22 protein-coding genes are annotated in these 23,955 nt (G+C 64.1%); 10 read left to right on the top strand and 12 right to left on the bottom strand.

The annotated features are described in order from the left end of the window. Positions 1 to 80: 80 nt before the first annotated feature. Positions 81 to 449 (top strand): hypothetical protein, encoded by a 369-nt coding sequence (locus tag LB559_RS22065; RefSeq protein WP_224620654.1) that lies wholly within the window; start codon positions 81 to 83, stop codon positions 447 to 449. Between the two features lie 147 nt (positions 450 to 596). On the opposite strand, the gene LB559_RS22060 is transcribed toward LB559_RS22065, so the two are convergent. The 5 genes from LB559_RS22060 to LB559_RS22040 all read right to left on the bottom strand — a co-directional run bounded on the left by LB559_RS22060 (position 597) and on the right by LB559_RS22040 (position 5,938). Next, positions 597 to 1,280, bottom strand: coding sequence for an SGNH/GDSL hydrolase family protein (locus LB559_RS22060; protein WP_013530477.1), 684 nt, complete (start codon positions 1,278 to 1,280; stop codon positions 597 to 599). A gap of 89 nt (positions 1,281 to 1,369) precedes the next feature. Continuing rightward, on the bottom strand, positions 1,370 to 2,323 hold the full coding sequence (locus LB559_RS22055; RefSeq protein ID WP_063168693.1) for an ABC transporter permease: 954 nt from the start codon (positions 2,321 to 2,323) through the stop codon (positions 1,370 to 1,372). A 3-nt stretch (positions 2,324 to 2,326) separates the two neighbouring features. Next, positions 2,327 to 3,289, bottom strand: a complete 963-nt coding sequence (locus tag LB559_RS22050; RefSeq protein ID WP_224674967.1) for an ABC transporter permease — start codon at positions 3,287 to 3,289, stop codon at positions 2,327 to 2,329. Positions 3,290 to 3,298: 9 nt separating this feature from the next. Then, positions 3,299 to 4,810, bottom strand: a complete 1,512-nt coding sequence (locus tag LB559_RS22045) for a sugar ABC transporter ATP-binding protein (protein ID WP_224674966.1) — start codon at positions 4,808 to 4,810, stop codon at positions 3,299 to 3,301. A gap of 81 nt (positions 4,811 to 4,891) precedes the next feature. Further along, positions 4,892 to 5,938 carry a substrate-binding domain-containing protein gene (locus LB559_RS22040; protein WP_411970110.1) on the bottom strand — a complete coding sequence of 349 codons (1,047 nt, stop codon included), beginning with the start codon at positions 5,936 to 5,938 and terminating at the stop codon, positions 4,892 to 4,894. A gap of 354 nt (positions 5,939 to 6,292) precedes the next feature. On the opposite strand from LB559_RS22040, the gene LB559_RS22035 reads away from it, so the two are divergent. The 9 genes from LB559_RS22035 (at position 6,293) to LB559_RS21995 (ending at position 14,610) form a co-directional block, all read left to right on the top strand. Then, on the top strand, positions 6,293 to 6,943 hold the full coding sequence (locus tag LB559_RS22035) for an SGNH/GDSL hydrolase family protein (RefSeq protein WP_224674964.1): 651 nt from the start codon (positions 6,293 to 6,295) through the stop codon (positions 6,941 to 6,943). A 57-nt stretch (positions 6,944 to 7,000) separates the two neighbouring features. Beyond that, complete coding sequence (locus LB559_RS22030) at positions 7,001 to 8,095, top strand: ROK family transcriptional regulator (RefSeq protein WP_013530471.1); 1,095 nt, start codon at positions 7,001 to 7,003, stop codon at positions 8,093 to 8,095. A gap of 133 nt (positions 8,096 to 8,228) precedes the next feature. Then, positions 8,229 to 8,921: a helix-turn-helix domain-containing protein gene (locus tag LB559_RS22025; RefSeq protein WP_024503956.1), complete on the top strand. Its 693-nt coding sequence runs from the start codon at positions 8,229 to 8,231 to the stop codon at positions 8,919 to 8,921. Between the two features lie 3 nt (positions 8,922 to 8,924). Beyond that, a complete protein-coding gene (locus LB559_RS22020; RefSeq protein ID WP_023809407.1) occupies positions 8,925 to 10,004 on the top strand; it encodes an extracellular solute-binding protein in 1,080 nt (359 codons plus the stop codon). Between the two features lie 24 nt (positions 10,005 to 10,028). After that, a complete protein-coding gene (locus LB559_RS22015) occupies positions 10,029 to 10,937 on the top strand; it encodes an ABC transporter permease (RefSeq protein WP_224620656.1) in 909 nt (302 codons plus the stop codon). Then, positions 10,934 to 11,722 (top strand): ABC transporter permease, encoded by a 789-nt coding sequence (locus tag LB559_RS22010; protein WP_027160917.1) that lies wholly within the window; start codon positions 10,934 to 10,936, stop codon positions 11,720 to 11,722. Before LB559_RS22015 ends, LB559_RS22010 begins: the two co-directional genes overlap by 4 nt. A gap of 1 nt (position 11,723) precedes the next feature. Continuing rightward, complete coding sequence (locus LB559_RS22005; protein WP_024503959.1) at positions 11,724 to 12,833, top strand: ABC transporter ATP-binding protein; 1,110 nt, start codon at positions 11,724 to 11,726, stop codon at positions 12,831 to 12,833. A 28-nt stretch (positions 12,834 to 12,861) separates the two neighbouring features. Beyond that, on the top strand, positions 12,862 to 14,244 hold the full coding sequence (locus LB559_RS22000) for an NAD(P)/FAD-dependent oxidoreductase (protein WP_224674963.1): 1,383 nt from the start codon (positions 12,862 to 12,864) through the stop codon (positions 14,242 to 14,244). A gap of 9 nt (positions 14,245 to 14,253) precedes the next feature. Continuing rightward, a complete protein-coding gene (locus LB559_RS21995; protein WP_024503961.1) occupies positions 14,254 to 14,610 on the top strand; it encodes a cupin domain-containing protein in 357 nt (118 codons plus the stop codon). Positions 14,611 to 14,627: 17 nt separating this feature from the next. Here the strand turns inward: LB559_RS21995 and LB559_RS21990 are convergent, their stop codons facing one another. The 7 genes from LB559_RS21990 to LB559_RS21960 form a co-directional block, all read right to left on the bottom strand. Further along, positions 14,628 to 14,894, bottom strand: a complete 267-nt coding sequence (locus LB559_RS21990; RefSeq protein WP_024503962.1) for a BrnA antitoxin family protein — start codon at positions 14,892 to 14,894, stop codon at positions 14,628 to 14,630. A 99-nt stretch (positions 14,895 to 14,993) separates the two neighbouring features. Beyond that, on the bottom strand, positions 14,994 to 17,855 hold the full coding sequence (locus tag LB559_RS21985; RefSeq protein ID WP_224674962.1) for a nitrate reductase: 2,862 nt from the start codon (positions 17,853 to 17,855) through the stop codon (positions 14,994 to 14,996). Between the two features lie 4 nt (positions 17,856 to 17,859). After that, positions 17,860 to 18,189, bottom strand: a complete 330-nt coding sequence (gene nirD / locus LB559_RS21980) for a nitrite reductase small subunit NirD (RefSeq protein WP_224674961.1) — start codon at positions 18,187 to 18,189, stop codon at positions 17,860 to 17,862. 5 nt (positions 18,190 to 18,194) lie between these two features. Beyond that, entirely contained in the window at positions 18,195 to 20,645 is a 2,451-nt protein-coding gene (gene nirB, locus LB559_RS21975) for a nitrite reductase large subunit NirB (RefSeq protein WP_224674960.1), read from the bottom strand. Between the two features lie 4 nt (positions 20,646 to 20,649). Further along, complete coding sequence (locus tag LB559_RS21970) at positions 20,650 to 21,447, bottom strand: ABC transporter ATP-binding protein (protein ID WP_013530459.1); 798 nt, start codon at positions 21,445 to 21,447, stop codon at positions 20,650 to 20,652. A gap of 11 nt (positions 21,448 to 21,458) precedes the next feature. Next, positions 21,459 to 22,349: a nitrate ABC transporter permease gene (ntrB, locus tag LB559_RS21965; RefSeq protein ID WP_224674959.1), complete on the bottom strand. Its 891-nt coding sequence runs from the start codon at positions 22,347 to 22,349 to the stop codon at positions 21,459 to 21,461. 66 nt (positions 22,350 to 22,415) lie between these two features. Further along, positions 22,416 to 23,732 (bottom strand): CmpA/NrtA family ABC transporter substrate-binding protein, encoded by a 1,317-nt coding sequence (locus LB559_RS21960; RefSeq protein ID WP_224674958.1) that lies wholly within the window; start codon positions 23,730 to 23,732, stop codon positions 22,416 to 22,418. Positions 23,733 to 23,955: the final 223 nt, after the last annotated feature.

Genomic DNA, 23,955 nt, shown 5'->3' with positions numbered 1-23,955 from the left:
CGCTTGGGAGCCGATCGCTGCCGCCCTATTTCGCCCAAGGCTTTGACCGACGCTTGGCTTGGCTGCCGTGCGGATCGTCGATGACCACAGCGTATTTATTTGGCTTCGGACCAGCCGCAGGCCTTAACTTTCGCAGCGTGGGTTTTTACATCCGAGGGGTCTGCAAACGATCGACGCTTGAGGAGGCTCCCTTGCAGCAGCCAGATGACATAGCCGCCCGCCGATTGGGCATTCTCATCGAGCAATATGTGGAAGCGCGTAAAAAGCGCTATGACTATGTGTCGACCGAGCAGGCCTATCGGGCCATCCGGCAGGTCCTCAAACCCGCCATTCCCGATCGCGAGCTCGACGACATGGTCGCCTCACTTGCCGTCAAGAACGGCCTGGCGGTCGTCTTCGATCGTCAAACCAAAGCATCGGCCGATGATGTTCCGAGGCCAAGCCCCTAGATCGACGCACATCTGCCGGCGCCGGGCGCCATATCAACGCGGGGCCAAACGCATCGTTCGACCCCGCATCGATGTGCATCGCCGGAGGAACCTGCGACACACCTGCGCCGTGGGCCTGTGTGCCGCAAGCCGACGGGCGTGGCGGCTTCAAGCGGCGGTGCTGACCTGGCCCGGCTCGAGGATCGACTTGACCTTGTCGGCGACGGCGCGTCCCAGATCGGCGTTGTTTGCGGCGGTGAAATGAATTCCGTCGACACCGTCCGTGGTGAGGTAATCGCCGGCATTGAGGAAATCGATCTTCATGAAATCCGCCATCGCCTTGTACTGCCTGGCCAGGTCCCTGGATTTTTCGTGCCCGCCGCCGAACATGCCCTCGAACCATGGATCGGGCATCGGGGTCAGCGGCGGCGGCGCAATGACCAGCGCCTTGGGGGCCGGATAAGGGGTGCCGATGCCGCCGGCACTGGTCAGGATCTGCCCGACCAGTTTCGCCATTCCATTGGCGATCTCATAAGGCGTCCGGCGGAAATAGGACTTGGTGTCGTTGGTGCCGAGCATGACGATGACCAGGTCCAGCGGCAGATGGCTGGCGATGGCCGAGGGCAGGTAATTGGCGCCGTTCAGGCGCGGATCGTTGGGGTCGTCGAGACAGGTCGTGCGCGCGCTCAGGCCTTCCTCGATGATGTGGTAGCCCCCTCCCAGCGCCGCCGCCATCACACCGGTCCAGCGCTGGTCATAGGGGTAGCGGTAGGTCGGCGACCCCTCCTTGACCGGAACCCAGCCCCAGGTCAGCGAGTCGCCGTAGCACATGATGTTTTTTGGCGGTGACATCCATGTTTCTCCATCTGTTTGCAATTGTCTGAACGCGTGGATTTGTCGGTCCCGGCGAACACCGGTCGGCTTGCTTTCGCCGTCTCAGGTCAGGGGTTTCGCACGCGCACTCCGTAGAAGATCGCCGCGCCGAGAATGATGACGCCCTGCGCGATAAGCTTGCCGGGCTCGTCGATGCCGAGCACGGTCATCACCACGAACAGCAGCGCAAAGCACAACGCCCCGAAGAAAGGTCCCCAGACGCCACCGTCGCCGCGACCGAAGACGACGCCGCCGAGGATCGTCGCTGCGACCGCCAGGATCGGCAGGTCGAGGCCGACACGGACGCTGCCGACGGCGATCGAACCGGTCTGCACCAGGGCCGCGATCGCCGCGATCAGGCCGGCGAGCGTGTGCGCAAGGATCACCGTGCGCTGGACCGGCACGCCGGAAAAATGCGCGGCTTCGGCATTCTCCCCGACCGAGGCGACGTAGCGGCCAAAGACGGTCCGCGACAGCAGCAGCCACACCAAAGCGGTCAGCAGGACCCAGAACAGCACCGGCGTCGGAACCGACAGGAATTTCGTGTTGTAGAGGTCGTTGAACAGCTTCGGCACATCGCCGGGCGGATTGCCGCTCGACAGGAACTGCACCAGCCCGACCAGGATGATGCTGACCGCCAGCGTGACGATGACCGCCGACACCCGCCGGCTCCCTATCATGAAGCCGTTGAACAGGCCGATGACGAGGCCGGTACCGAGCGCCAGCACGACGAAGAAAGGCATCGACGCGCCGGGGAAAGTGCCTGACGAAATGAAATAGTTGATGAGCAGGATGATGCCGCCGCCGGAAAGGTCGATCGACTTCACCCGCATGACGACGAGCTGCCCCAGAACCAGGATGCCGAGCGGGACGATCTGCCTGACGAAGATACCCATGATGTTGAGGTTGAGCATGTTCGGTCGTGCGATCCACAGCGTGGCCAGCAGCACGAGGAAGACAAAATAGGACGGCGGTATGCGCAGCAGGCGCCGGGCGATCGGATTTGCGAGAACGGCAGCCATCTTTCAGAGCCCCATCTTCTTGCGGGATTGCAGCCCGCCCACCGCCAGCAGGATGCCGCCCTTGATCGCGGTCTGGACGAACGGCGAGACGTTGGCGAGGTTCATGCCATTGGCCAGCAGCGCCATGACCAGCGCGCCGATCACGGTGCCGTGTAGGCTGCCTATGCCACCGGAAAGCTGGGTGCCTCCAAGCGCCACGGCGGTGACGGTATCGAGTTCGAAAAGCAGCCCGACATTCGGATCGCCCGACACGATGCGCCCGGCCAGGAAGACACCGGCAACGGCTGCGAAACAGGAACAGATCACATAGGCGAGGATGATGTTGCGGCGGTCGGAGACGCCGAAATTGCGGGCAGCACTCTCGGCGCCGGACGCGATGCCGCCGCCGATCGCAAACAGATGCAGCCCATACCGGGATCCGTAGAGCAGTTTCCACGCTGCCAGGATCACGACGATGCCCCAGAAAACCGGATAGGGAATGCCGAGGAAACTGCCCGAGACGGCATCGATGACGATCTCCGGCACCGTGCCGCCGGAGACGGGCCGCAGGATGCGCGTGATGCCGAGCACGATGTACTGCGTCGACAGCGTCGCGATGATCGGATGGACGTTGAAACGGGTGATCGCCAGACCGTTGATCAGCCCGATGACTGCCGCCAGCGCGAAGACCGCCGGGATCAACACAATCGCTGGCTGGTCGAGCGCCAGCACCGCGGTGGTGAAGCTGATGACCGAGCCGACCGACAGGTCGAGCCCGCCGATGAGCACGACGACGAGCTGTCCGATCGCCGCGATGATCAGCGGCATCGCCTGGGCAACCAGGTTGAAGAGGTTTTCGGCAGTGGCGAACTGCGTCGTCTCGACGGTCAGCCACAGCGAAATGAGCAAGGCGACCAGCAGCGGCAGGCCCCACAGGCCCTGCCGCGTGTTCCGGCCATTCAGGATATTGAAAACCGAACGAACCATGGCAGGCCCCTAATGCTGGCGCGTGGAGCCGCCCATGAGGGCCGCGTCGAGAATCTTGTGTTCGCTCGCTTGCGCTGCCGGCATTTCGGCCACGATCGTGTCGTGATGGACGACGTAGATGCGGTCGCAGAGCCCGATTAGCTCGATCGTCTCGCGCGACAGCACCAGCACCGCGCCGCCCTTCGCGGTGAAGTCCCGCAGAAGATGGTAGATCTCGGACTTGGCGCCGATGTCGACGCCGCGCGTCGGCTCTTCGACCAGCAGAAGATCGAGATCGGCGGCAAGGTAGCGGCCGAGCAGAACCTTTTGCTGGTTGCCGCCCGACAGCGAACCGACCGCAGCCGACAGGCCCGCCGCCTTTATGTTCATGACCTCCATCATGCGGGCGATGACGTTTCGATATGGCCGCGCCGGCGCAAGTTCAGGGCGCCTCGAATGCAATCCGATGGCGATGTTGTGGGCGATCGGCAAAGCGAGGAAGAGCCCCTCTTCCTTGCGGTCCTCGGGAACGAAGCCGACCTTCAGCTGCTGCAAATACCGAACGCCCGCCGACGCCGGGAGCGGCATCTTCAGCGCCTTGCCGTTGATGGAAATCGTCCCGGCGAAGGGATGGTAGCGGCCAATCAGCGATCGCAGGAAGCGCTGCTGGCCCTGCCCTTCCAGCCCGGCCAGGGCGACGATCTCGCCCTTGTGCAAAGTCAGCGACAGCGGCTGCGATGTCTCGGTGATCTTGAGGTTTTCGACGCGCAGTATCTCATCGCCTACATCGCCCGTACGATCGGGAAAAAGGTCCTGGAGTTCGCGTCCGACCATCATGGCGATGAGTTCGTCGGTGGTGATCTCGGACACCGTCCTTGTGCCGACCAGTGCGCCATCCTTCAGCACCGTCACCGTGTCGCACAACTCGAAGATCTCCTCCATGCGATGCGAGATGTAGACGATGGCTTTTCCCTTGTCGCGCAGCCGGCGGATGTTGCGGTTGAGCACATCGACATCGGCCGCGTTGAGCGCCGCCGTCGGCTCATCGAGGATGAGCACGCTGGCGTCGGCCTGGATGCAATGCGCGATCTCGACGAATTGCCGCTCGGCGATCGTCAGGTTGGAAACGAGTTGCGACGGGTCGAGCGTGAGGCCGAGTTCGCCAAGCGCCCTGGCGGTCTGGCTTTTCATCGCGGGATAGTCGATCGAGCCAAACCGGGTCGTCGGCTCCCGGCCGAGAAACATGTTCTCGGCGATCGACAGATTGGGCAGCAGCGAATGCTCCTGGAAAACGGTCGAAATGCCGGCATCGAGCGCGAAGCGCGGCGACTTCAAATCTAGCTTCTCGCCGCTCATGAAGATCTCGCCGGAATCGGGCTGATGCACGCCCGCCAGAATCTTCATCAACGTCGATTTGCCGGCACCGTTCTCGCCCATCAGGGCATGGACGCTGCCCGCCTTGAGGTCGAGGGAAACGGAGTGGAGCGCCTTGCTCCCTCCGAATGCCTTCGAAATGTGGGACATCTCGACAAGATTGGTCACGAAACCCTCGAACGAACCGGATTCAACACATGGAACGGCCTGCGGGGAATGTTTGTCCACTCCCCGCCAGCCACGGCGCCGTCACTTCTTGCCGTAGTATTCCTTGAGCTTGTCTTCCGGCAATTCGCTTGGCCACCAGACATTGGCGGTCAGGTCGTCGCGATAGTATTTCTTGGCCTTGTCCTGGTCCCATCCGTCGGGATTGTAGACATAGCGCTTGTAGAGCTGCTTGCCTTCCAGAAGGGCAACGGCAGCGCGCACGCCGGCAGCGCCCTGGGCGGGACTGTATTCCGGAGAGATCGACTTGAACCCATCCGTAATCCACTGGCCGAAATAGCCATTGTTGCCCTCGCCCGAAATCGGCGGAATGGGTGTGCCGAACTGCTTGAAGACATCGACGCAGGCGCGCGTCATGTCGGCGCCGGACGACCAGATGCCGTCGACCTGCGAATTGTTCAGATAGAGCGTCTCGCACAGCTTCTTGGCCTTGTCGTACTGCCAGTCGCCATGCTCCTCGGCAATGATCTGCACATGCGTGCCCTTGAGCGATTCCAGGAGGCCGTTGTAGCGGTTGGTGTCTTCCGGATGGCCGGCCAGGCCACGCAGGACCCAGATCTTGCCGTTGTCGCCGACGGTCTTCACCAGCCAGTCGCCCATGACCTTGCCGAAGTGCTCGGCGCCGCCCTGGATTTCGGTGGTGTAGGCGTCGGAATCGATACGCCCGGTGTGAAGGATGACCGGGATGCCGGCGGCGACCGCCTTGGCGATGCTGGCATTGGCCGACGTGCTGGTCACCGGTTGAACGATGATGGCGTCGACATGCTGTGCGATCAGGTCCTCGATATCGGCCACCTGCTTCTTCTGGTCGAAGCCGGCATCGAGCAGGATGAATTTCGAGATGCGCTTGTCCTTGGCCGCGGCGTTCTCCGCCTCATGCGCCACCTGCACCGTCCATGTGTTTGCGTTGACACCGAAGTCGCTCATGCCGATGACCCAGGGCGGGTCCTTCTTGAACGCACCGGCGGCGGTCATGCGCGTGTCGTCGGGGCGCGGCGCCACGCCGTCCATCAGCTTGACGTCTTGCGCATGCGCCAGGGACGTCACGGCAAGCGTGGACGCAACGAGCATCCCCAGGCCGACGGTTTTCAGCAATCCTAACATTGAACACTCCTCCTTGTGGTTGCTCCGGCCTACAAATTCGTATGGCCACGAGACGCTCTCCCAATGCATGCCCCCGTCACAAACCGACCGATGCGCGCAATTCTCCCGCCCCCGAACACATGCGTGTCGAAGCCCAACTTCTGCTGGACGATGATGACGGTCGAGAACTCCTCCGGCCACTTTAGAAGCACAGCGAATACGCCCTGTCAATAGTTAGTCATGTTGAATGACTATTCCCTTGCTTGCCTTTCACCGCTCCTCTATCCATCATGATTGGCGCTCGCCGGCATCGGCGCGCTGTCAGTCCCGGCGGGAAAAAAAATGCGATCAGTCTTGTGCTACGGCGACTCCAACACGCACGGCCAGATCCCCGGCAAGGGGCCGCTCGAGCGCTATGGTCCGGGTGAACGCTGGCCGGGCATATTGCGTTCTCAGCTGGGCCCTGACTGGTATGTCATCGAGGAAGGATTGAGCGGCCGAACCACTGTCCATGACGACCCGATCGAGGGCGCCCACAAGAACGGCCGAACCTATCTTCGTCCTTGCCTGCAGAGCCATGCGACGCTCGACCTCGTCATCATCATGCTCGGCACCAACGATCTGAAGATCCGCTTCAACAAGCCGCCGTCGGAAGTGGCGATGGGGATCGGCTGCCTCGTCTATGACATCAAGGAGCTGGCGCCCGGTCCGGGCGGCACCACGCCCGAAATCATGATCGTGGCGCCGCCGCCGATGCAGGACGACGTCAAGGAATGGAAGTCCATCTTCGCCGGTGCGCCGGAGAAATCGCGCCTGCTCGCGCTCGAGTTCGAGGTTCTGGCGGACTCGCTCGAACTGCACTTTTTCGATGCCGGCTCGGTGGTGTCGTGCAGCGAGGCGGACGGCTTTCACATCGATGCCGAGGCGCACAGATTGCTGGGCGCCGCGCTCGCCCGCGCGGTCGATGCCATCGGCTGGAGCCGCTCGACATGAGCAACCATACCGCCGCCAGGCAACGCGCTCTTACCGACGGGGCGACCTTTGCCTGACATGAGATTCGCACCACCCAATCCCTTGCGCATCGCCGATCGTGCGAGCGGGCTGAATGCATTGAGCGTCCGCAGCTACAACGAGCGGCTAGTGCTGTCCCTGCTGCTTCAGAACGAAGGCATTTCGCGGATGGAAATCGGCGAGAAGACCGGCCTGTCGGCGCAGACGGCTTCGGTCATCGTTCGCTCGCTCGAGCAGGAGGGCCTGGTCTCGCAGGGCGAGGCGCAGCGCGGCCGCGTCGGGCCGCCGACGATCCCGCTTTCACTCAACCCGGAGGGCGCCTATGCGGTTGGCGTCGGCTTCAGCCGGCGCAGGATCGACATCGCGCTTATCGACTTTATCGGCACGGTGCGCTTCCACACGCAGTTGCCGGCGGATGAAGCCAATCCGTTTCCGCAAAGCAGCGATCTGTTCGGCGCGATCGGGCAAGCCATGACCAGCCTGCCGGTCGAGGCGCGCAGCCGGGTTGCCGGCATCGGCCTGGCGGTTCCCGACGATGTCGACACGATGGCTGCAACCCGCAACGGATCGAGCACCTCGCTCAAGGCCTTGCAGGCTGAAATCGAGGAACAGATCAAGCTGCCGGTTTTCGTGCAGAACGACATCACCGCTGCGGCCGGCGGCGAGAGCATGTTCGGCGTCGCAAAGCCGCTCAACGATTATCTGTTCTTCTATCTCGGAGCACGGCTGCAGAGCAGGCTCATCCTCAACCACCAGATCTACAAGGGAAACTCCAGCGCCAGCTTCGATCACGGCCTGATGCGCCTGGAGAGCGAACTGGCCATGCGCGGGCGCCCGTCCGAAATCATCTGGAGCAGCAGCCCTGAGTGGCCCGATCTGGGCGAGGCCTACAGCGCATGGCTGGGCGAGTGTTCCGACCGCTTGAAAGCGTCGATCTCCGCGCTGACCCAGTTTGTCGAGTTCAGGACGGTCGTCCTGTCCAGCTATGCGCCGCAAAAGATTGCCGAGGCCTTGTGCGACGACATCGGCCGGGAATTCCCCGGCATCGAAGCGCTGCCGGCGCGCGTCACCATCAGCCCGAAGGCCGTCGGCGCGGCAAGCCTGCCATTCAGTTCGCGCTTCATGATCCAGTGATCGAGCTGAACCGGGTTGCCGGTCGGCCGATCATGCCCCTCTGCAGGTCCATCGATGATTTTCAGGTGACCAGGCGAATCCGCTTGCCAGGACGCCCCACTTAATAGCATGTTAAGTGAACCCTGAGATCGCCATGAAAATCGCTGCGGATCACGCACTCAACGACAATGCCGCGACCAGCGCCGAAGCGCGCCGCTCGACGGTATTGGGCGATCGGATCAAGGCCTATCGCACGACGCGGCGCCTGACGCTGCGCCAGCTCGGCGACATGATCGGCACCACCGCCAGTTTCCTGAGCCAGCTCGAGCGCGGCCTTTCCGGCGCCAACACCAGCACGCTGATGCTGATTGCCAATGCACTCGGCATCAGCCTCGCCGATCTTTTCGACGAATGCGAAGTGTCGCCGCACGCGGTGCTGACACGCAGCGAGCGGCCGGCGCTGCCGACCAGCGAAGGCTACCGCAAGACGCTGCTGTCGCGCCGGCCGATCCGCGAGATGGAAGTCTATTGCGGCGAGTTCGCCGTCGGCGGCTCGACCGGCGACGTGCCCTACACGCACGGCAACGCGAGCGAGATGTTCCTCGTGCTGCGCGGACGCGTGCAACTGACGCTCGGCGAGGAGAGCTTCACCCTCGAAGAGGGCGATAGCATCGAATATTCGACCTCGACGCCCCACCGGACGATCAATGTCGGCGATACGGTGGCCGAAGTGCTGTGGATCATTGCGCCGCCGACCAGCGGCGCCGTCGACCTCGACCAATATGTAGCCCGGAAAACGCTCGCGCCCGGCCTACCAAAATCAAACAGCGAGCCATCGGAGGGTTAGAAAATGGGAAGCAGATCAAGATTGGCCGGGTTCGTCGGCGCCGCCGCACTGGCCTTGCTTGCGGCCGCCGCTCACGCGCAGAACGCGCCGCCGGCCGGGACCGTGGTGGACGGCTCGCTGAAGGGAAAGACGCTGACCTTCGTCTCCTATGGCGGCATCTACCAGGACGGCCAGGTCGCCGCCCTCAAGGAATTCGTCGACAAGAGCGGCGTCAAGCTTTTGAACGATGGGCCGACCGAAATCGCCAAGCTTCAGGCGCAGGTCGAATCAGGCAATGTGACCTGGGATGTCGTCGATACGGACGATTTTCCGCCCTTCGTGCATTGCGGAAAACTGTTCCAGAAGCTGGATTTGACCAAGCTCGACATCTCGCACATCCCGCCCGGACAGGTCGGCGAGTGCAGCGTGCCGGCGATGAACTACGGCATGGTCCTGATGTACAAGAACGACACGTACAAGGACAATCCGCCGAAGGACTGGAAGGACTTCTTCGACACCGCGAAATTTCCCGGCACCCGCGCCATCGACGGCAGCGGCAGCCCGCTCGGCGGCCTGATCGAACAGGCCATCCTGGCAGACGGCGGCAAGGTCGACGCCATGACGCCGGCCGACATCGACAAGGGCATCGCCAAGATCAAGGCGATCGGTCCCGACACGATCTTCTGGAAGACGGGCGCAGAATCCCAGCAGCTCGCCGAATCCGGCGAGGCCGACATGATCATCATGTGGACCGGCCGCGCCATGACGGCGGTCAAGAATGGCGCTGCCTATACGCCGGTTTGGAAGGACTGGCTGGTCGTCATGGATCAGCTGACCATCCCGGTCGGCGCCAAGGACACCGACGCTTCCTACGCGCTGATCAACGCCTATCTCGGCAAGAAGTCGCAGGAGATCCTGACCGAGCAGACCTCCTACTCGCCGATCAACAACGAGGCACAGCCGAAGGTCGACGCATCCGTCGCCGCCTTTCTGACCAACACGCCGGACCACGCCAAGCTCGGCTATCAGCAGAACATCAAGTTCTGGGTCGCCAACTTCGCCGCCGCGTCCGACAAGTGGACAGCGCTGATGGCCGGCAACTGAGCCGGCTACCGCTGAGGTGACGGCGTGAGCCAGACATCGCATACGCCGACGGCCGGGGGTGATCATCCTCGGCCGCCAGGTGCCGTGCGGGCGCCGCAGCGGCGCCCGCACCTTGCTGCCTATCCTTCGCTGCTGGCGATGCCCGCCTTGGCTTTGCTCATCGCCGCGATGGGCTATCCCTTGCTGACCGTCACGCTGCGCAGCTTCTCGGACCCATCTTGGGGCTTGCAGAACTATGTCTGGTTCTTTTCCACCCCGGTGAACGTCACCGTCCTGTGGCGCACCTTTTCCATCGCAGCCTGGGTCACCATCGTTTGCGTCATCGCCGCCTACCCCTATGCCTATCTCATGACGGCGGTCGGACCGCGCCTGCGGCTGGTCCTCATCCTGTGCGTTTTGGTGCCGTTCTGGGTCAGCGGCGTGGTGCGCACCCTGGCCTGGGTCATCCTGCTGCAGGATTCCGGCATCATCAATTCGGTCATCAGGCTGCTCGGCTTTGACGGCGTGAAGCTGATCCGCACGCAGACCGGCGTCGTCATCGGCATGGCGCAGGTGCTGCTGCCGTTCATGATCCTGCCGCTCTATTCGGTCATGCGCGGCATCGATCTGCGCCTCGTGCAGGCGGCGCGCAGCCTTGGTGCGCGCCCGGCACGCGCCTTCCTGCAAATCTATCTGCCGCTGTCGCTGCCCGGCGTTTTCGCCGGCGCCATCATCGTCTTCATCCTGTCGCTCGGCTTCTACATCACGCCTGCCCTGCTCGGCGGCCCGCGCAGCACCATGCTGTCGACGCTGGTGCAGAGCCAGGTGCTCAGCCTGCTCAACTGGGGCCGCGGCGGCGCCATGGGCGTCGTGCTGCTGGTCGCGACCTTCGTGCTTCTGGCGCTCGCCGCCCCGCTGATGCGCCAGCGCCACAAGCAGGCGTCCAGATCATGAGACTGGCACCATCCCGCCTTCTGCTCGGTCTGTTCTGCCTGCTGGTCGCCGTCTGGCTGGTGATGCCGACGCTGGTCATCATCCCGATGTCATTCAACGAGAAGAAGTCGCTCGCTTTCCCGCCGTCCGGTTTCTCCTGGCAATGGTACGAGAATTTCTTCACCAACCCCGATTGGCTGTCGAGCTTCTTCAATTCGCTGAGGGTCGCGGGCCTCGTCGCCGTCGCCGCCACGCTGATCGGCACGCTGGCGTCGCTCGGCCTCAGCCGCATGAAACATTCCGGCGCCGGCCTGCTGCGCGCCATCCTGATCACGCCGATGATCGTGCCCGGCGTGGTGCTGGCCATCGGCATCTACGCCGTCTATCTCGACTACCAGCTCGTCGGCACCACCACCGGCTTCGTCATCGCACATACGATGCTGGCGATCCCCTTCGTCATCATCGCCGTGTCGGCAAGCCTCGAAGTCTTCGACGCGCGGCTGGAGACGGCGGCGGCAAGCCTCGGCGCCAACCGCTTCACCACGTTCCGCACCGTGACCTTGCCGCTGATCGCGCCCGGCATCCTGTCCGGGCTTTTGTTTGCCTTCGTCACCTCCTTCGATGAGATCATCGTCGCGCTGTTCATCACCAGTCCCTACCTGAAGACCTTGCCGGTGCAGATCTTCACCAGCATCACCCGCGACGCCGATCCGACGGTGACGGCCGTCGGAACCATCATCTTCATTGCCACGACGCTGATCATCAGCGCCGGGCTGATCATCAGCTCGAAATCGACGAGGAGTTGAGATGACTGCGAGGAAACGCGGCGCGGCCATCGACATCAAGGGCGCAACCAAGCGCTACGGCAATTTCACCGCACTCGACGATGTCAGCCTGCATATCGAGCCGGGCGAGTTCATGACGCTGCTCGGCCCCAGCGGCTCGGGCAAGACCACGACGCTCAACGTCGTGGCGGGCTTCACCGACCTCACCTCCGGCGACCTCGCCGTTGGCGGCAAAAGCATCGTCGCCCTGCCGGCGCACAAGCGCAACATCGGCGTTGTCTTCCAGCACTACGCGCTGTTTCCGCATATGACGGTCGGCAAGAACGTCGCCTATCCCCTCACCTTGCGCGGCATGGACAAGCAGGCGCGCGACCGTCTCGTCGTGCGCGCGCTGGACATGGTCAAGATGGCCGACTTCGCGCATCGCTATCCCTCCGAACTTTCCGGCGGCCAGCAGCAGCGCGTGGCGCTGGCGCGCGCCATCGTCTTCGATCCGCCGCTGCTGTTGATGGACGAACCGCTCGGCGCGCTCGACAAGAAACTGCGCGAATGGCTGCAGCTGGAGATCAAGCGCATCCACCGCGAACTCGGCACCACCTTCGTCTATGTGACGCACGACCAGGAAGAAGCGCTGGTCCTGTCCGACCGCATCGCCGTCTTCAATCAGGGCCGCATCGAACAGGTCGGAACCGGCCGCCAGCTCTACGACGAGCCGACGACCCTGTTCGTGGCCAAGTTCATCGGCGAATCGACCAGTTTGCGTGGCACCGCCCTGACGTCCGGAAACGAAACCAGCCTGACGATCGCCGGCCAGAAGATCGTGGCCAACGGCAAGCTCGCCAGCGGCAGCAAACCGGTGGTCCTGCTGCGGCCGGAGAAGCTTTCGCTTGCCGGCACCAACACGCCTCCCGCCGCCGGGCAGAACAGCCTCACCGGTCAAGTCAGCGAGGCGATCTATCTGGGCTCCGGCTCGAAATACCAGGTGACGTTGCGCGACGGCTCGGTCGCCATCGTACGCGCGTCGCTGGAAGCCACACCGTTCTCGATTGGTGACACGGTCGATCTGCGCTGGTCGGTCGTCGATGCAAAACTTCTTGCCGACGACGACCGCGCCGACATGACGATGACCTGATCGCTCTTTCCCCGCAGGATTTTTAGACATGGACGCCAAAGTCAACGGCAACGTCTCGTTCTGGTATGCCGACATCGGCCTGCCGCCCTATCGCGCGCCGCTTCCGGGCGATCTCGAAGCCGATGTCTGCATCGTCGGCGCCGGCTACACCGGCCTGTGGACCGCTTATTACCTGAAGAAGGCCGATCCATCGATCCGCATCGCCATCGTCGAGCGGGAGTTCGCCGGCTTCGGCGCGTCGGGCCGCAATGGCGGCTGGCTGTCCGGCGGCTTCAGCTGGTCGCGCGAGAAATATCTGCAGACCTCGACGCGCGGCGCTGTCATCGACATGGAAACGGCCATGCATGGCACGGTCGACGAAGTGATCAAGGTGACCGAAGCCGAAGGCATTGATGCCGACATCCGCCGCGTCGACAATCTGACGGTGGCGACCAACCCGCCGCAGCTCGAACGGATCAACGCCGCCTATGCCGATGCGATCGGCTGGAGCGTGCCGAGCGAGCGTGTCAGCCTGATCGGCCAGGCAGAGGCCAAGGCCCGCATCAACATCAGGAATGTGCTTGGCGGTTATATCCACCACGGCACCGCGCGTGTGCAGCCGGCCAAGCTGGTGCGCGGCCTGTCCGAAGCCGTCGAGCGGCTCGGTGTGCCGATCTACGAGCAGACCACCGTGACCGGCATCGAGAAGGGCAAGGTCACGACGAACCGCGGCACCGTGCGCGCGCCGATCATCATCCGTGCCACGGAAGGGTTCACGGCCGGCATACCAGGCAATGAACGGCTCTGGCTGCCGCTCAACAGCGCGCAGATCATCACCGAGCCGCTGCCGCAATCACTGTGGGACGAGATCGGCTGGGAGGGCCATGAGCTTCTGGGCGACTCCGCGCACGCCTATTGCTATGCGCAGCGCACCAGGGAAGGCCGCATCACCATGGGCGGACGCGGCGTACCCTATCGTTACGGCTCGCAAACGGATGTGCGCGGCCAAACGCAGCAGGCCACGATCGAAAGCCTGCACGCGATCCTCACCCGGCTGCTGCCGCAGACAGCCAGGCTTCGCATCGACCACGCCTGGTGCGGCGTGCTGGGCGTGCCGCGCGACTGGTGCACGACGGCAGGGCTCGATCCGCAAACCGGCATCGGCTGGGCCGGCGGTTATGTCGGGCTCGGCGTCTCGAGTTCCAATCTTTCGGGCCGCACGCTGCGCGACCTTATCCTGCGCCGCGACACCGAACTGACCCGCCTGCCCTGGGTCAACCGAAAGGTCAGCAAATGGGAGCCCGAGCCGATGCGCTGGCTCGGCGTCCACTCGATGTATCAGCTCTATCGCGTCGCCGATGAGCGCGAGGAAGCCGGCCTCCAGCACACGTCGAAACTGGCCGCGATCGCCGACCGCATCACAGGACATTGAGAGACTGCCATGACCGACTTCCAGACCTTCGCCCACCTCGCCTCCATCGACCTCGGCGAGGCTGAGCCCAAGCCGACCTCGATCAGCGGCGATCAGTTCGAAGCCTCGACGACGCTGTGGACCTCGCCGGATGGCGCACTGGAAGTCGGCGTCTGGGAGTGCACGCCGGGCCGCTTCACGGCCTCGCGCGAAACCAATTCCGAAACCTGCCACATCGTGTCAGGCCGGGTCTCGCTGCATGGTCCCGATGGCCGCAGCGAGGACGTTGGTCCGGGCGAAATGCTGGTGCTGCCGAAAGGCTGGAAAGGCGAATGGACGATCCACGAGAAGACGCGGAAGCTCTACATCCTGCACTTCGAAGCGTGAGCCGGCTGGAACAGCCGCTACTCGTCGTCTGAACGATCACCCCCGGTAACGATCGGCTTGCCTTCTATCACACGCCGCAAGGCGTCGTTGATGCGGTCCTGCCAGCCGGGTCCATCCTCCTGGAAATGGTCCAGCACGGCGCGGTCGATTCGGATCGAAACAAGCTCCCTGACGCCTGGAGCGGCCGTGGGCTCTCGGACCGGGGCAGCCGGCTTCTTCACCGGCTTGAAAGCCGCCTCGGCGGCCGCCATCGGATTTGTCGGTCGGCGCGGAGGATTTGCCATTGGATGACCCTGACTGAGGATGATTCGTGCGCGACGTAGCACGCCTGAGCCACCATAGCCCAACCAGCACCGTCGCGCAGGCCCCTTTGGTCATGACAATCACTCGGCCGCCTGGAGGCTCTGTGCGTCGATGATGACCCTGATCTCGGCACGGCAGGAGCCGCAATTCGTGCCGGCATGCAGGGCCGTGCCGATTGCCGCGACACTGCCGCAGCCGCGGCGTACCGCTTCCGCGATCTGGTTGGCGCCGACGCCGAAACAGGAGCAGACGATGGCGCCGCGATCGACGTCGACCCCGCCCGGCCGCCCGGCCACGATCGCCAGCCTGTCGCGCCGGTCGACATGATCGACACTCAACTGTTCCGCCGCCCAGCCGCGCGACACGGCGACCGGGCCGGGCGCGACGAACAAGGCCCCGGACAGTTGGTCGCCGTCGAAGGCGGCGATGCGATGCTGGCCGGCGTCGCGGTCATGATAGGCGAGGATTTCGGCGCCCACTGGCGCGCCGAACAGTGATCCGGCAAAGCCGGCCCAGTCGATGTCGTCTTCGGCAAAGGCAAGTTCGACCCGCCAGCCGCCCTTGCATTTGGCCACGGCCCAGTAGGCCGCGGTATCGGGCTCAGGCCTGCGCCGCGTCACCGCGAAGCCGAAGGCCTTGGCCGCGAATTTCTCGATACGGGCGGCGACATGTTTCAGCGCCGGCTGACCGGAAATGGGATCGGTCAGCGGCGCGGTCAGCGTGTCGAGCCGGCCCTTTGCCGAGAACTGATCGGTCCAGTGCATCGGCGCAAACAGGCTGCCCTGGCGCTGGCGCGCCGTCACCAGCGCGCGCACCAGCACATCACCGCGCGGGCTGGAAACGCGCGCTATGTCGGCGTCACCGATGCCGAAGCGCTGCGCATCCGCCGGGTGGATCTCGACGAAGGGCTCGGCGATATGCTGCGACAAACGCGGGCTTTTCCCCGTCCGCGTCATGGTGTGCCAATGGTCGCGGATCCGGCCGGTGTTGAGGATCAGCGGATAATCGGGGCTGGTGCGGATTTCCGTGGTGGGACGGATGGCGATGAAGCGCGCCTTGCGGTCGGGTGTGAAGAAGTTGCCGTTGGCGAAGAAGCGAACCTGGAGCCCAGTCGTGCCGACCCCTTCTGGCCAACCTCCAGCTTGAGCGCCCCCCTCTGGCCTGCCGGCCATCTCCCCCTCAAGGGGGGAGATTGGCAGCTTCGCCGACTGCTTTCGCTTTGCGACGTTGTGAATTGGCGAGGACGGCCATGACAGCCGATCTCCCCCCTTGAGGGGGAGATGGCCGGCAGGCCAGAGGGGGGCGCCTTGGCTCGGCGCTGGCCATTGGAACGGCTCAAGCGCCTCATATCCCTCCGCATCAACCTCGGCATAAGCCCCGATGTCGAAATCCCGCGCACCATCATTCTCGAACCCGGACAGCGCGGCATGCTCGGCAAACACCTCCGCCGGCGACGCGTAGGAAAACGCCTCACCAAACCCCATCCGTTTGCCCACCTCGGCAATAATCCGCCAGTCAGGCAGCGCATCTCCGGGCACGCGCAAAAACGCGCGCTGGCGCGACACACGGCGTTCGGAATTGGTGACGGTGCCATCCTTCTCGCCCCATGCGGCGGCGGGCAGCCGGACAGGGGCGTGGCGGACGGTATCGGTCCGGGCCAGCACGTCCGACACCACCACGAACGGGCACGCCTTGATCGCCGCTTCGACGGCATGGGCGTCCGGCATCGAATCGACCGGGTTGGTGGCCATGATCCACAGCGCTTTGATGTGCCCGTCGGCAACCGCCTTGAACATCTCGACTGCCTTCAGGCCGGGCTTTCCGGCAACGGCCGGCGCGTTCCAGAAGCGCTGCACGCGGTCGCGATGATCGGGGTTTTCGATCTCCATATGGGCGGCCAGCATGTTGGCCATGCCGCCGACCTCGCGCCCGCCCATGGCGTTGGGCTGGCCGGTCACCGAAAACGGCCCTGCCCCTGGCTTGCCGATGCGGCCGGTGGCGAGATGACAGTTGATGATGGCGTTGACCTTGTCGGTGCCCGAAGACGACTGGTTCACCCCCTGGCTGTAGACGGTTACCGTCTTGGAGGTCGCCGCGAACAGGCTGTAGAACCGGCCAAGCTCGTCCTCGCTCAGGCCCGTGGCAACGGCGAGGCCGGCCAGGTCCAGCGCCGAGGCGGCGAAAAGCGCTTGCCCGAAGCCCGTCGTGTGCGTCGTGATATAGGTGCGGTCGAGCGCATTGTGCTGGCCGAGATAGGCGAGCAGGCCAGTGAACAAAGCGACGTCGCCATCGGGCGCGATCGCCAGATGCATATCGGCAATGTCAGCGGTCATGGTGCGACGCGGGTCGACCAGCACGATCTTCATCTCCGGCCGCTTTTCCCGGGCCGCGGCGATGCGCTGGTAGAGCACCGGATGGCACCAGGCGAGATTGGAGCCGACCAGCACGATCAGGTCGGCAAGCTCCAGATCATCATAGGTTCCGGGCACGGTGTCGGAGCCGAAAGCGCGGCGGTGGCCGGCGACCGAAGAGGCCATGCACAGGCGCGAATTGGTGTCGATGTTGGCGGAGCCGACAAAGCCCTTCATCAGCTTGTTGGCGACGTAGTAGTCCTCGGTCAGCAACTGGCCGGAGACATAGAAGGCGACCGCATCGGGCCCGTGCTCGGCGATGGTTTGCGAGAAGGTTGAGGCGACGAGGTCGAGCGCCTCGTCCCAGCCGGCGCGGCGGCCGTGGATCTCCGGATGAAGCAGCCTGCCGTCGAGATCGATGGTCTCGGCCAGTGCCGAGCCCTTGGAGCAGAGCCGGCCGAAATTGGCCGGGTGGTCGGGGTCGCCGCGCACGGACACTTGCCCGTCCGCGGCGACCTTCGCCAGCACGCCGCAGCCCACCCCGCAATAGGGGCAGGTGGTCCTCACCTCGCGCGCTTCATCGATCTCCATGGGGTCAGGCCGCGCGGCTGGCCAGCGCTTCCAGCGCAATGAACAGATGCTCGCCTTCGATCCGCACCGGAATGGTGCGCACCGCGCCCTCGTCGGCGCCGAGCGCCTTGCCCGTTTCCAGCGAAATCACCCAATTGTGCAAGGGACAGGTCACCGCCGTGCCGTGCACGATGCCCTGGCTGAGCGGTCCGCCTCTGTGCGGGCAACGATCGTCGATGGCGTAGACCTGATCGTCCTGGGTGCGGAAGACCGCGATTTTTCCTTCCGGCGTGGCGACGCAGCGCGCGCCGCGGCGAGGGATGTCGGAGAGAGAGCCTATCGATATCCAGTTCATCACGCTCACTCCGCCGCCTGCGCAAAACCGACCGAGGCCATTGGCCGGAATTCGTGCTTGTCCTTGCCGGAAACGCGTTCGGACCACGGGTCGACCTGGGCGAATTTCTGGCTGAAGACGAAGCGCTCGTAATAGGCCTTGCGCTTGTCGCCATCGTCCATGATCTGGCGCTTGATCTCGGGGATGCCGATGCGCTTGGCCCATTTGTAGATGCGCTCGAGGTAGCGGCCCTGCTCGCGGTACATCTGCGTCAGCGCCACGATATGCTCCAGCGCCTCGTCCTCGGTTCTGACCAGGCCGAGTACTTCGGTGCCCTTGATGTCGAGGCCGGCCGCGCCGGCAAAATGGATCTCGTAGCCGGAGTCGACGCAGATGACGCCGACATCCTTGCAGGTCGCCTCGGCGCAATTCCTGGGGCAACCCGACACCGCCATCTTGACCTTGGCCGGCGTCCACGAGCCCCACATGAATTTTTCGATGCGGATGCCGAGGCCCGTCGAATCCTGCGTGCCGAAGCGGCACCAGTCCGAGCCGACGCAGGTCTTCACCGTGCGCAACCCCTTGGCATAGGCGTGGCCGGAGACGAAGCCGGCCTGGCCGAGATCGGCCCACACCGCCGGCAGGTCTTCCTTGCGGATGCCGAGCATGTCGATGCGCTGGCCGCCGGTGACCTTGACCATCGGGATTTCAAACTTGTCGACAACGTCGGCGATGGCGCGCAGTTCAGCGGCATTGGTCACCCCGCCCCACATGCGCGGCACCACCGAATAGGTGCCATCCTTCTGGATGTTGGCGTGGACGCGCTCGTTGATGAAGCGCGACTGGTAGTCGTCGGCGTAGTCGTTCGGCCAATCGCAGACGAGATAGTAATTGAGCGCCGGCCGGCATTTGGCGCAGCCGCAGGAGGTCGTCCATTCCAGTTCCTGCATGACGGCGGGAATGGTCTTCAGGCGCTTGGCGATGATCAGCCGGCGGACGTCGTCATGGCCGAGCGTCGTGCAGCCGCACATCGGCTGCACCGCCGCTGGATTGTATTTGTCGCCGATGGTCAGCACCATCAGCTTCTCGACCAGCCCGGTGCAGGAGCCGCAGGAGGCCGACGCCTTGGTGTGGGCGCGCACGTCGTCGAGCGAGGTCAGGCCCTTGGCCGTGATCGCGCCGGCGATCTTCCCCTTGCAAACGCCGTTGCAGCCGCAGATCTCCGCATCATCCGGCAAGGCTGCAACGGCCGCCATAGGGTCCAGCGGGGCACCCCCCTGGTAGGACTGGCCGAAGATGAGCGTATCGCGCATCTCGGATATGTCGGTCTGCTTTTTCTTGAGATCGTTGAACCAGGCGCCGTCGGCCGTCTCGCCATAGAGCACGGTGCCGATGATGCGGTCGTCCTTCAGCACCAGCCGCTTGTAGACGCCGGCCGAAGCATCGCGCAGCACGATCTCCTGGCGGTCGTCACCATCGGCGAAGTCTCCGAGCGAGAACAGTTCGATGCCGGTGACCTTGAGCTTGGTCGGCGTGTCCATATGGACGAAGGCAGCAGCCTCGTCGCCGGCAAGCTGGCTGGCTGCAACGCGCGCCATCTCGTAGAGCGGCGCGACGAGGCCATAGACCTGGCCGTTGACCTCGGCACATTCGCCGAGCGCGTAGATGTCGGGATCGTTGCTGCGCATGCCGGCATCGACGACGATGCCCCTGTTAACGGCGATGCCGGCCTGTTTGGCCAGCGCCGAATTCGGCCGGATGCCGACAGCCATCACCACCAGCGTCGCAGGGATGACGGTACCGTCGGCAAGTTCCACCTGCCCGACCTTGCCGTTGCCTGTGATCGCCTGGGTGTTGGCCCTGGTGATGACCTTGATGCCGCGCTGCTCCACCGCGCGCTGCAAGAGATAGCCGGCGGCCGGATCGAGCTGGCGCTCCATCAAGGTCGGCATGACATGCAGCACGGTGACGTCCATGCCTTGCGCGTTGAGGCCCGCCGCCGCTTCCAGACCCAGCAGGCCGCCGCCGATGACCACCGCCTTCGCCCGCGACTGGGCAGCGAGCATCATCGCCTGCACGTCATCGAGATCGCGATAGGTCAGCACCCCCGGCAGGTCATGGCCCGGCACCGGAATGATGAACGGTACCGAGCCGGTGGCGATGACGAGCTTGTCGTAGGGTTCGGTGACGCCATGATCGGAGGTGACGGTCTTCGCCGTCCGGTCGATGGCAACGATCTTGTGGCCCTTGTAGAGGGTGATGTTGTTGGCGATGTACCAGCCGTCGCCATGGATGATGATCTCCTCATAGGCCTTCTCGCCCGACAGCACCGGCGACAGCATGATGCGGTCGTAATTGACGCGCGGCTCGGCGTTGAAGATGGTGACGGTGTAGCGGCCCGGAGCCTGTTCCAGCAGATGCTCCAGCATGCGCCCGGGGGCCATGCCATTGCCGATGATGACAAGTCTTTCGCTCATGGTGCTACTCCGCGGCTTCGACGAAGCGGTGGCGTTCGTAGAGGAACTTCAGAACCGCCTCGCGGCAGCGCAGGAAGGTCCGGTCGGAAGAGAGTTCGACGCGCCGGCGCGGCCGCGCCAGCGGCACGGCAAGCACTTCGCCGATGGTCGCCGCCGGGCCATTGGTCATCATGACGATGCGGTCGGAGAGCAGCACCGCCTCGTCGACGTCATGGGTGATCATGATCGTCGTTGAGCCGAGCCTGGAATGGATGTCCATCACCGCGTCCTGCAGATGGGCCCGCGTCAGCGCATCGAGCGCGCCGAACGGCTCGTCGAGCAGCAGGATCTTCGGCTCCATCGCCAGCGCCCGGGCGATGCCGACGCGCTGCTTCATGCCCCCGGAGATTTCCGCCGGGCGCTTGTCCTTGGCATGCGCCATCTGCACGAGGTCGAGATTGCGCATGATCCAGTCATGCCGCTCGACTTTGCTCTTCGAACGGCCGAAGACCTTCGACACCGCCAGGTTGATGTTTTCGTAGACGGTCAGCCACGGCAGCAGCGAGTGGTTCTGGAACACCACGGCGCGTTCCGGTCCAGGGCTGTCGACCTCCTTGTCCTCGAGCAGCACGGCGCCGGCCGACACCTTGGTCAGCCCGGCGATCAGATTGAGCAGGGTCGACTTGCCGCAGCCGGAATGGCCGATGATGGAGACGAATTCGCCCTTGTCGATGGTCAGCCTGATGTCCTTCAACACCTCGCTGACCTGGGCACCACGCGTGAAGGATTTGTCGATATGGTCGAGCTTCAGATAGGCCGTCATCGCCCCTCTCCTCACTTTGCCGTTGTGCCGCGGGTGACGAAGGCGCCGACCGCCGCGACCAGCCGGTCGAGGCAGAAGCCGGTGACGCCGATATAGGCGAGCGCGACGATGATGTCGGGCAGCCGCGACGAGTTCCACGCATCCCAGATGAAGAAGCCGATGCCGACGCCGCCAGTCAGCATTTCGGCGGCGACGATGGCGAGCCAGGACAGGCCGATGCCGATCCTCAAGCCGGTGAAGATGTAAGGCGCGGCGGCCGGCACCATGATCTTGACGCAGAATTCGAACTGGTTGAGCCGCAGGATGCGCGAGACGTTGCGGTAGTCCTCGGGAATGTTGCGCACGCCGACCGCGGTGTTGATGATGATTGGCCAGATCGAGGTGATGAAGATGACGAAGATCGCCGACGGGCTGGAATCACGGAACGCCGCCAGCGACAGCGGCAGCCAGGCCAGCGGCGGCACCGTGCGCAGGATCTGGAACACCGGGTCGAGGCCGCGCATCGCCCAGATCGACTGGCCGACCAGCGCACCGAGCGCGACGCCGACGACCGCCGCCAGGCCGAAGCCGACGGCGACGCGCTGCAGCGAGATCAGCACGCGCCAGGCCAGACCTATATCCTGCGGGCCATTGTCGAAGAACGGATGCGCTATCAGGTCGTAGGCCTCTTTCCACACCTGGGTCGGCGGCGGCAGGCTCGATGTCGGCGACGAACAGGCGATCTGCCAGACGACCAGCATCAGCGCGATGACGATGATGGGCGGCACCAGCGCGCTCGCCAGTTTGCCGGCGATGGCGAGCGGCTCGAAGCGGCGCCGTGCCTTGGCAGTGAAGGCGATGACCTCCGCCGGCTTGGCGGGAAAGGCCTTCACCTTGGTGTCCTCGATAGTCTGGATCGACATGTCTGGGGAAAACTCCTTGGGGGCAGGTAGTGATCGCAAGCGGCGCATGCACCGCTTGCGATCAGGCTACGCCGATGCCTTGATCTTCAGGCTGTCGAGATAGGCGGACGGGTTGGCCGGATCGAAAATCTTGCCGTCGAAGAAGGTCTCGACGCCGCGCGACGACGACGCCGGAACGTCGGCTGCCGCGACGCCGAGGTCCTTGGCCGCCTCGCGCCACAGATCCTCGCGGTTGACCTGGTCGACCAGCGCGTTGATGTCGGTGGTCGGCGCGAACTTGCCCCAGCGGATATTCTCGGCAAGGAACCACGCATCATGGCTCTTGAACGGATAGGAGACGCCGCCCTTCCAGAACTTCATGGAGAGATCGGTGCCGTTGGCGACGCGGCCATTGCCATAGTTGATGTCGCCCTTGAGACGGCCGATGATGTCGGCGACGGGCACGTTCATCCATTGCCGCTTGCCGATGATGGCGGCCATCTCGTCCTTGTTCTCGGTGGCCTCGCACCATTGCTGGGCTTCCATGACGGCCATCAGGATCGCCTTGGTGGCCTTCGGATATTTCTCGATGAATTCGGCGCGCAGGCCGAGCGCCTTTTCGGGATGGCCCTTCCACAATTCGCCTGTCGTGGCGGCGGTGAAGCCGATGCCCTGATGGACGAGTTGCTCGTTCCACGGCTCGCCGACGCAGAACACGTCCATATTGCCGACCTTCATGTTGGCCACCATCTGCGGCGGCGGCACGACAATGGTCGAGACGTCCTTGTCGGGATCGATGCCGCCGGCGGCCAGCCAATAGCGCAGCCACAGATCATGCGTACCGCCCGGGAAGGTCATGGCGGCCTTGATTTCCTTGCCGGTCGCCTTCTTGGCAGCGAAGGCGTCTTTCAGCTTCGAGGCGTCGAGGCCGACACCGGTGCCGGCATATTCCTGGGCGACCGAAATGCCCTGGCAGTCGTAGTTGAGCCGAGCCACGATCGCCATCGGCATCGGCTGGTTGTTCTGCGTCACCTTGCCGGTGTGCATGAGGTAAGGCAGCGGTGTCAGGATATGAGCGCCGTCGATGCCGTTGGCCGCGCCGCCGAGCATCAGATTGTCGCGTGTCGCACCCCAGGAGGCCTGCTTGAGCACCTCGACATCGGGCATGCCGAACTTGGCGAACAGCCCCTTCTCCTTGGCGATCATCAGCGGGGCCGCATCGGTGAGGGCAATGAAGCCGAGCTTGGCGCCGGTGACCTCCGGAGTGGCGGTCGCGGCATAGGCGCCGGAAGGGAAGAGCTTGCGGGCCGCCACGAACAGGCCGGCCGTCATCGCGCTGCTGACCAGAAAATCGCGGCGCGTCATGTCTTTGAGGGTCGTTCCAGTCCTGATCCGTTTCGTCATCGTCGTCTCCGGTTGGGCGCGGCTTGGGATCCGCGTCGTCGATTGCGTGTTGATCAAAACAAAAAAGCCGCCAGCCAGGTCTTCGCGTCCGGGTGACCGGGAGCGCGCTTTAACCTGAGCGGCAGCTTTGCCTGTGGCGCCCGCCATTGGACGCCCGTTCCGTGACCCGCGAAGGGCCTGTCTATTTCAAAGCAGGAACCGTGCCAGTTTTGAGAGAGGTGAA

Origin of the sequence: Mesorhizobium sp. BR1-1-3 (assembly GCF_020165455.1) — a bacterium.
GTDB classification, from domain to species: Bacteria; Pseudomonadota; Alphaproteobacteria; order Rhizobiales; family Rhizobiaceae; genus Mesorhizobium; species Mesorhizobium ciceri.
The sequence above is the reverse complement of the archived record's forward strand: the minus strand, read 5'-3'. Positions and strand labels throughout refer to the sequence as shown.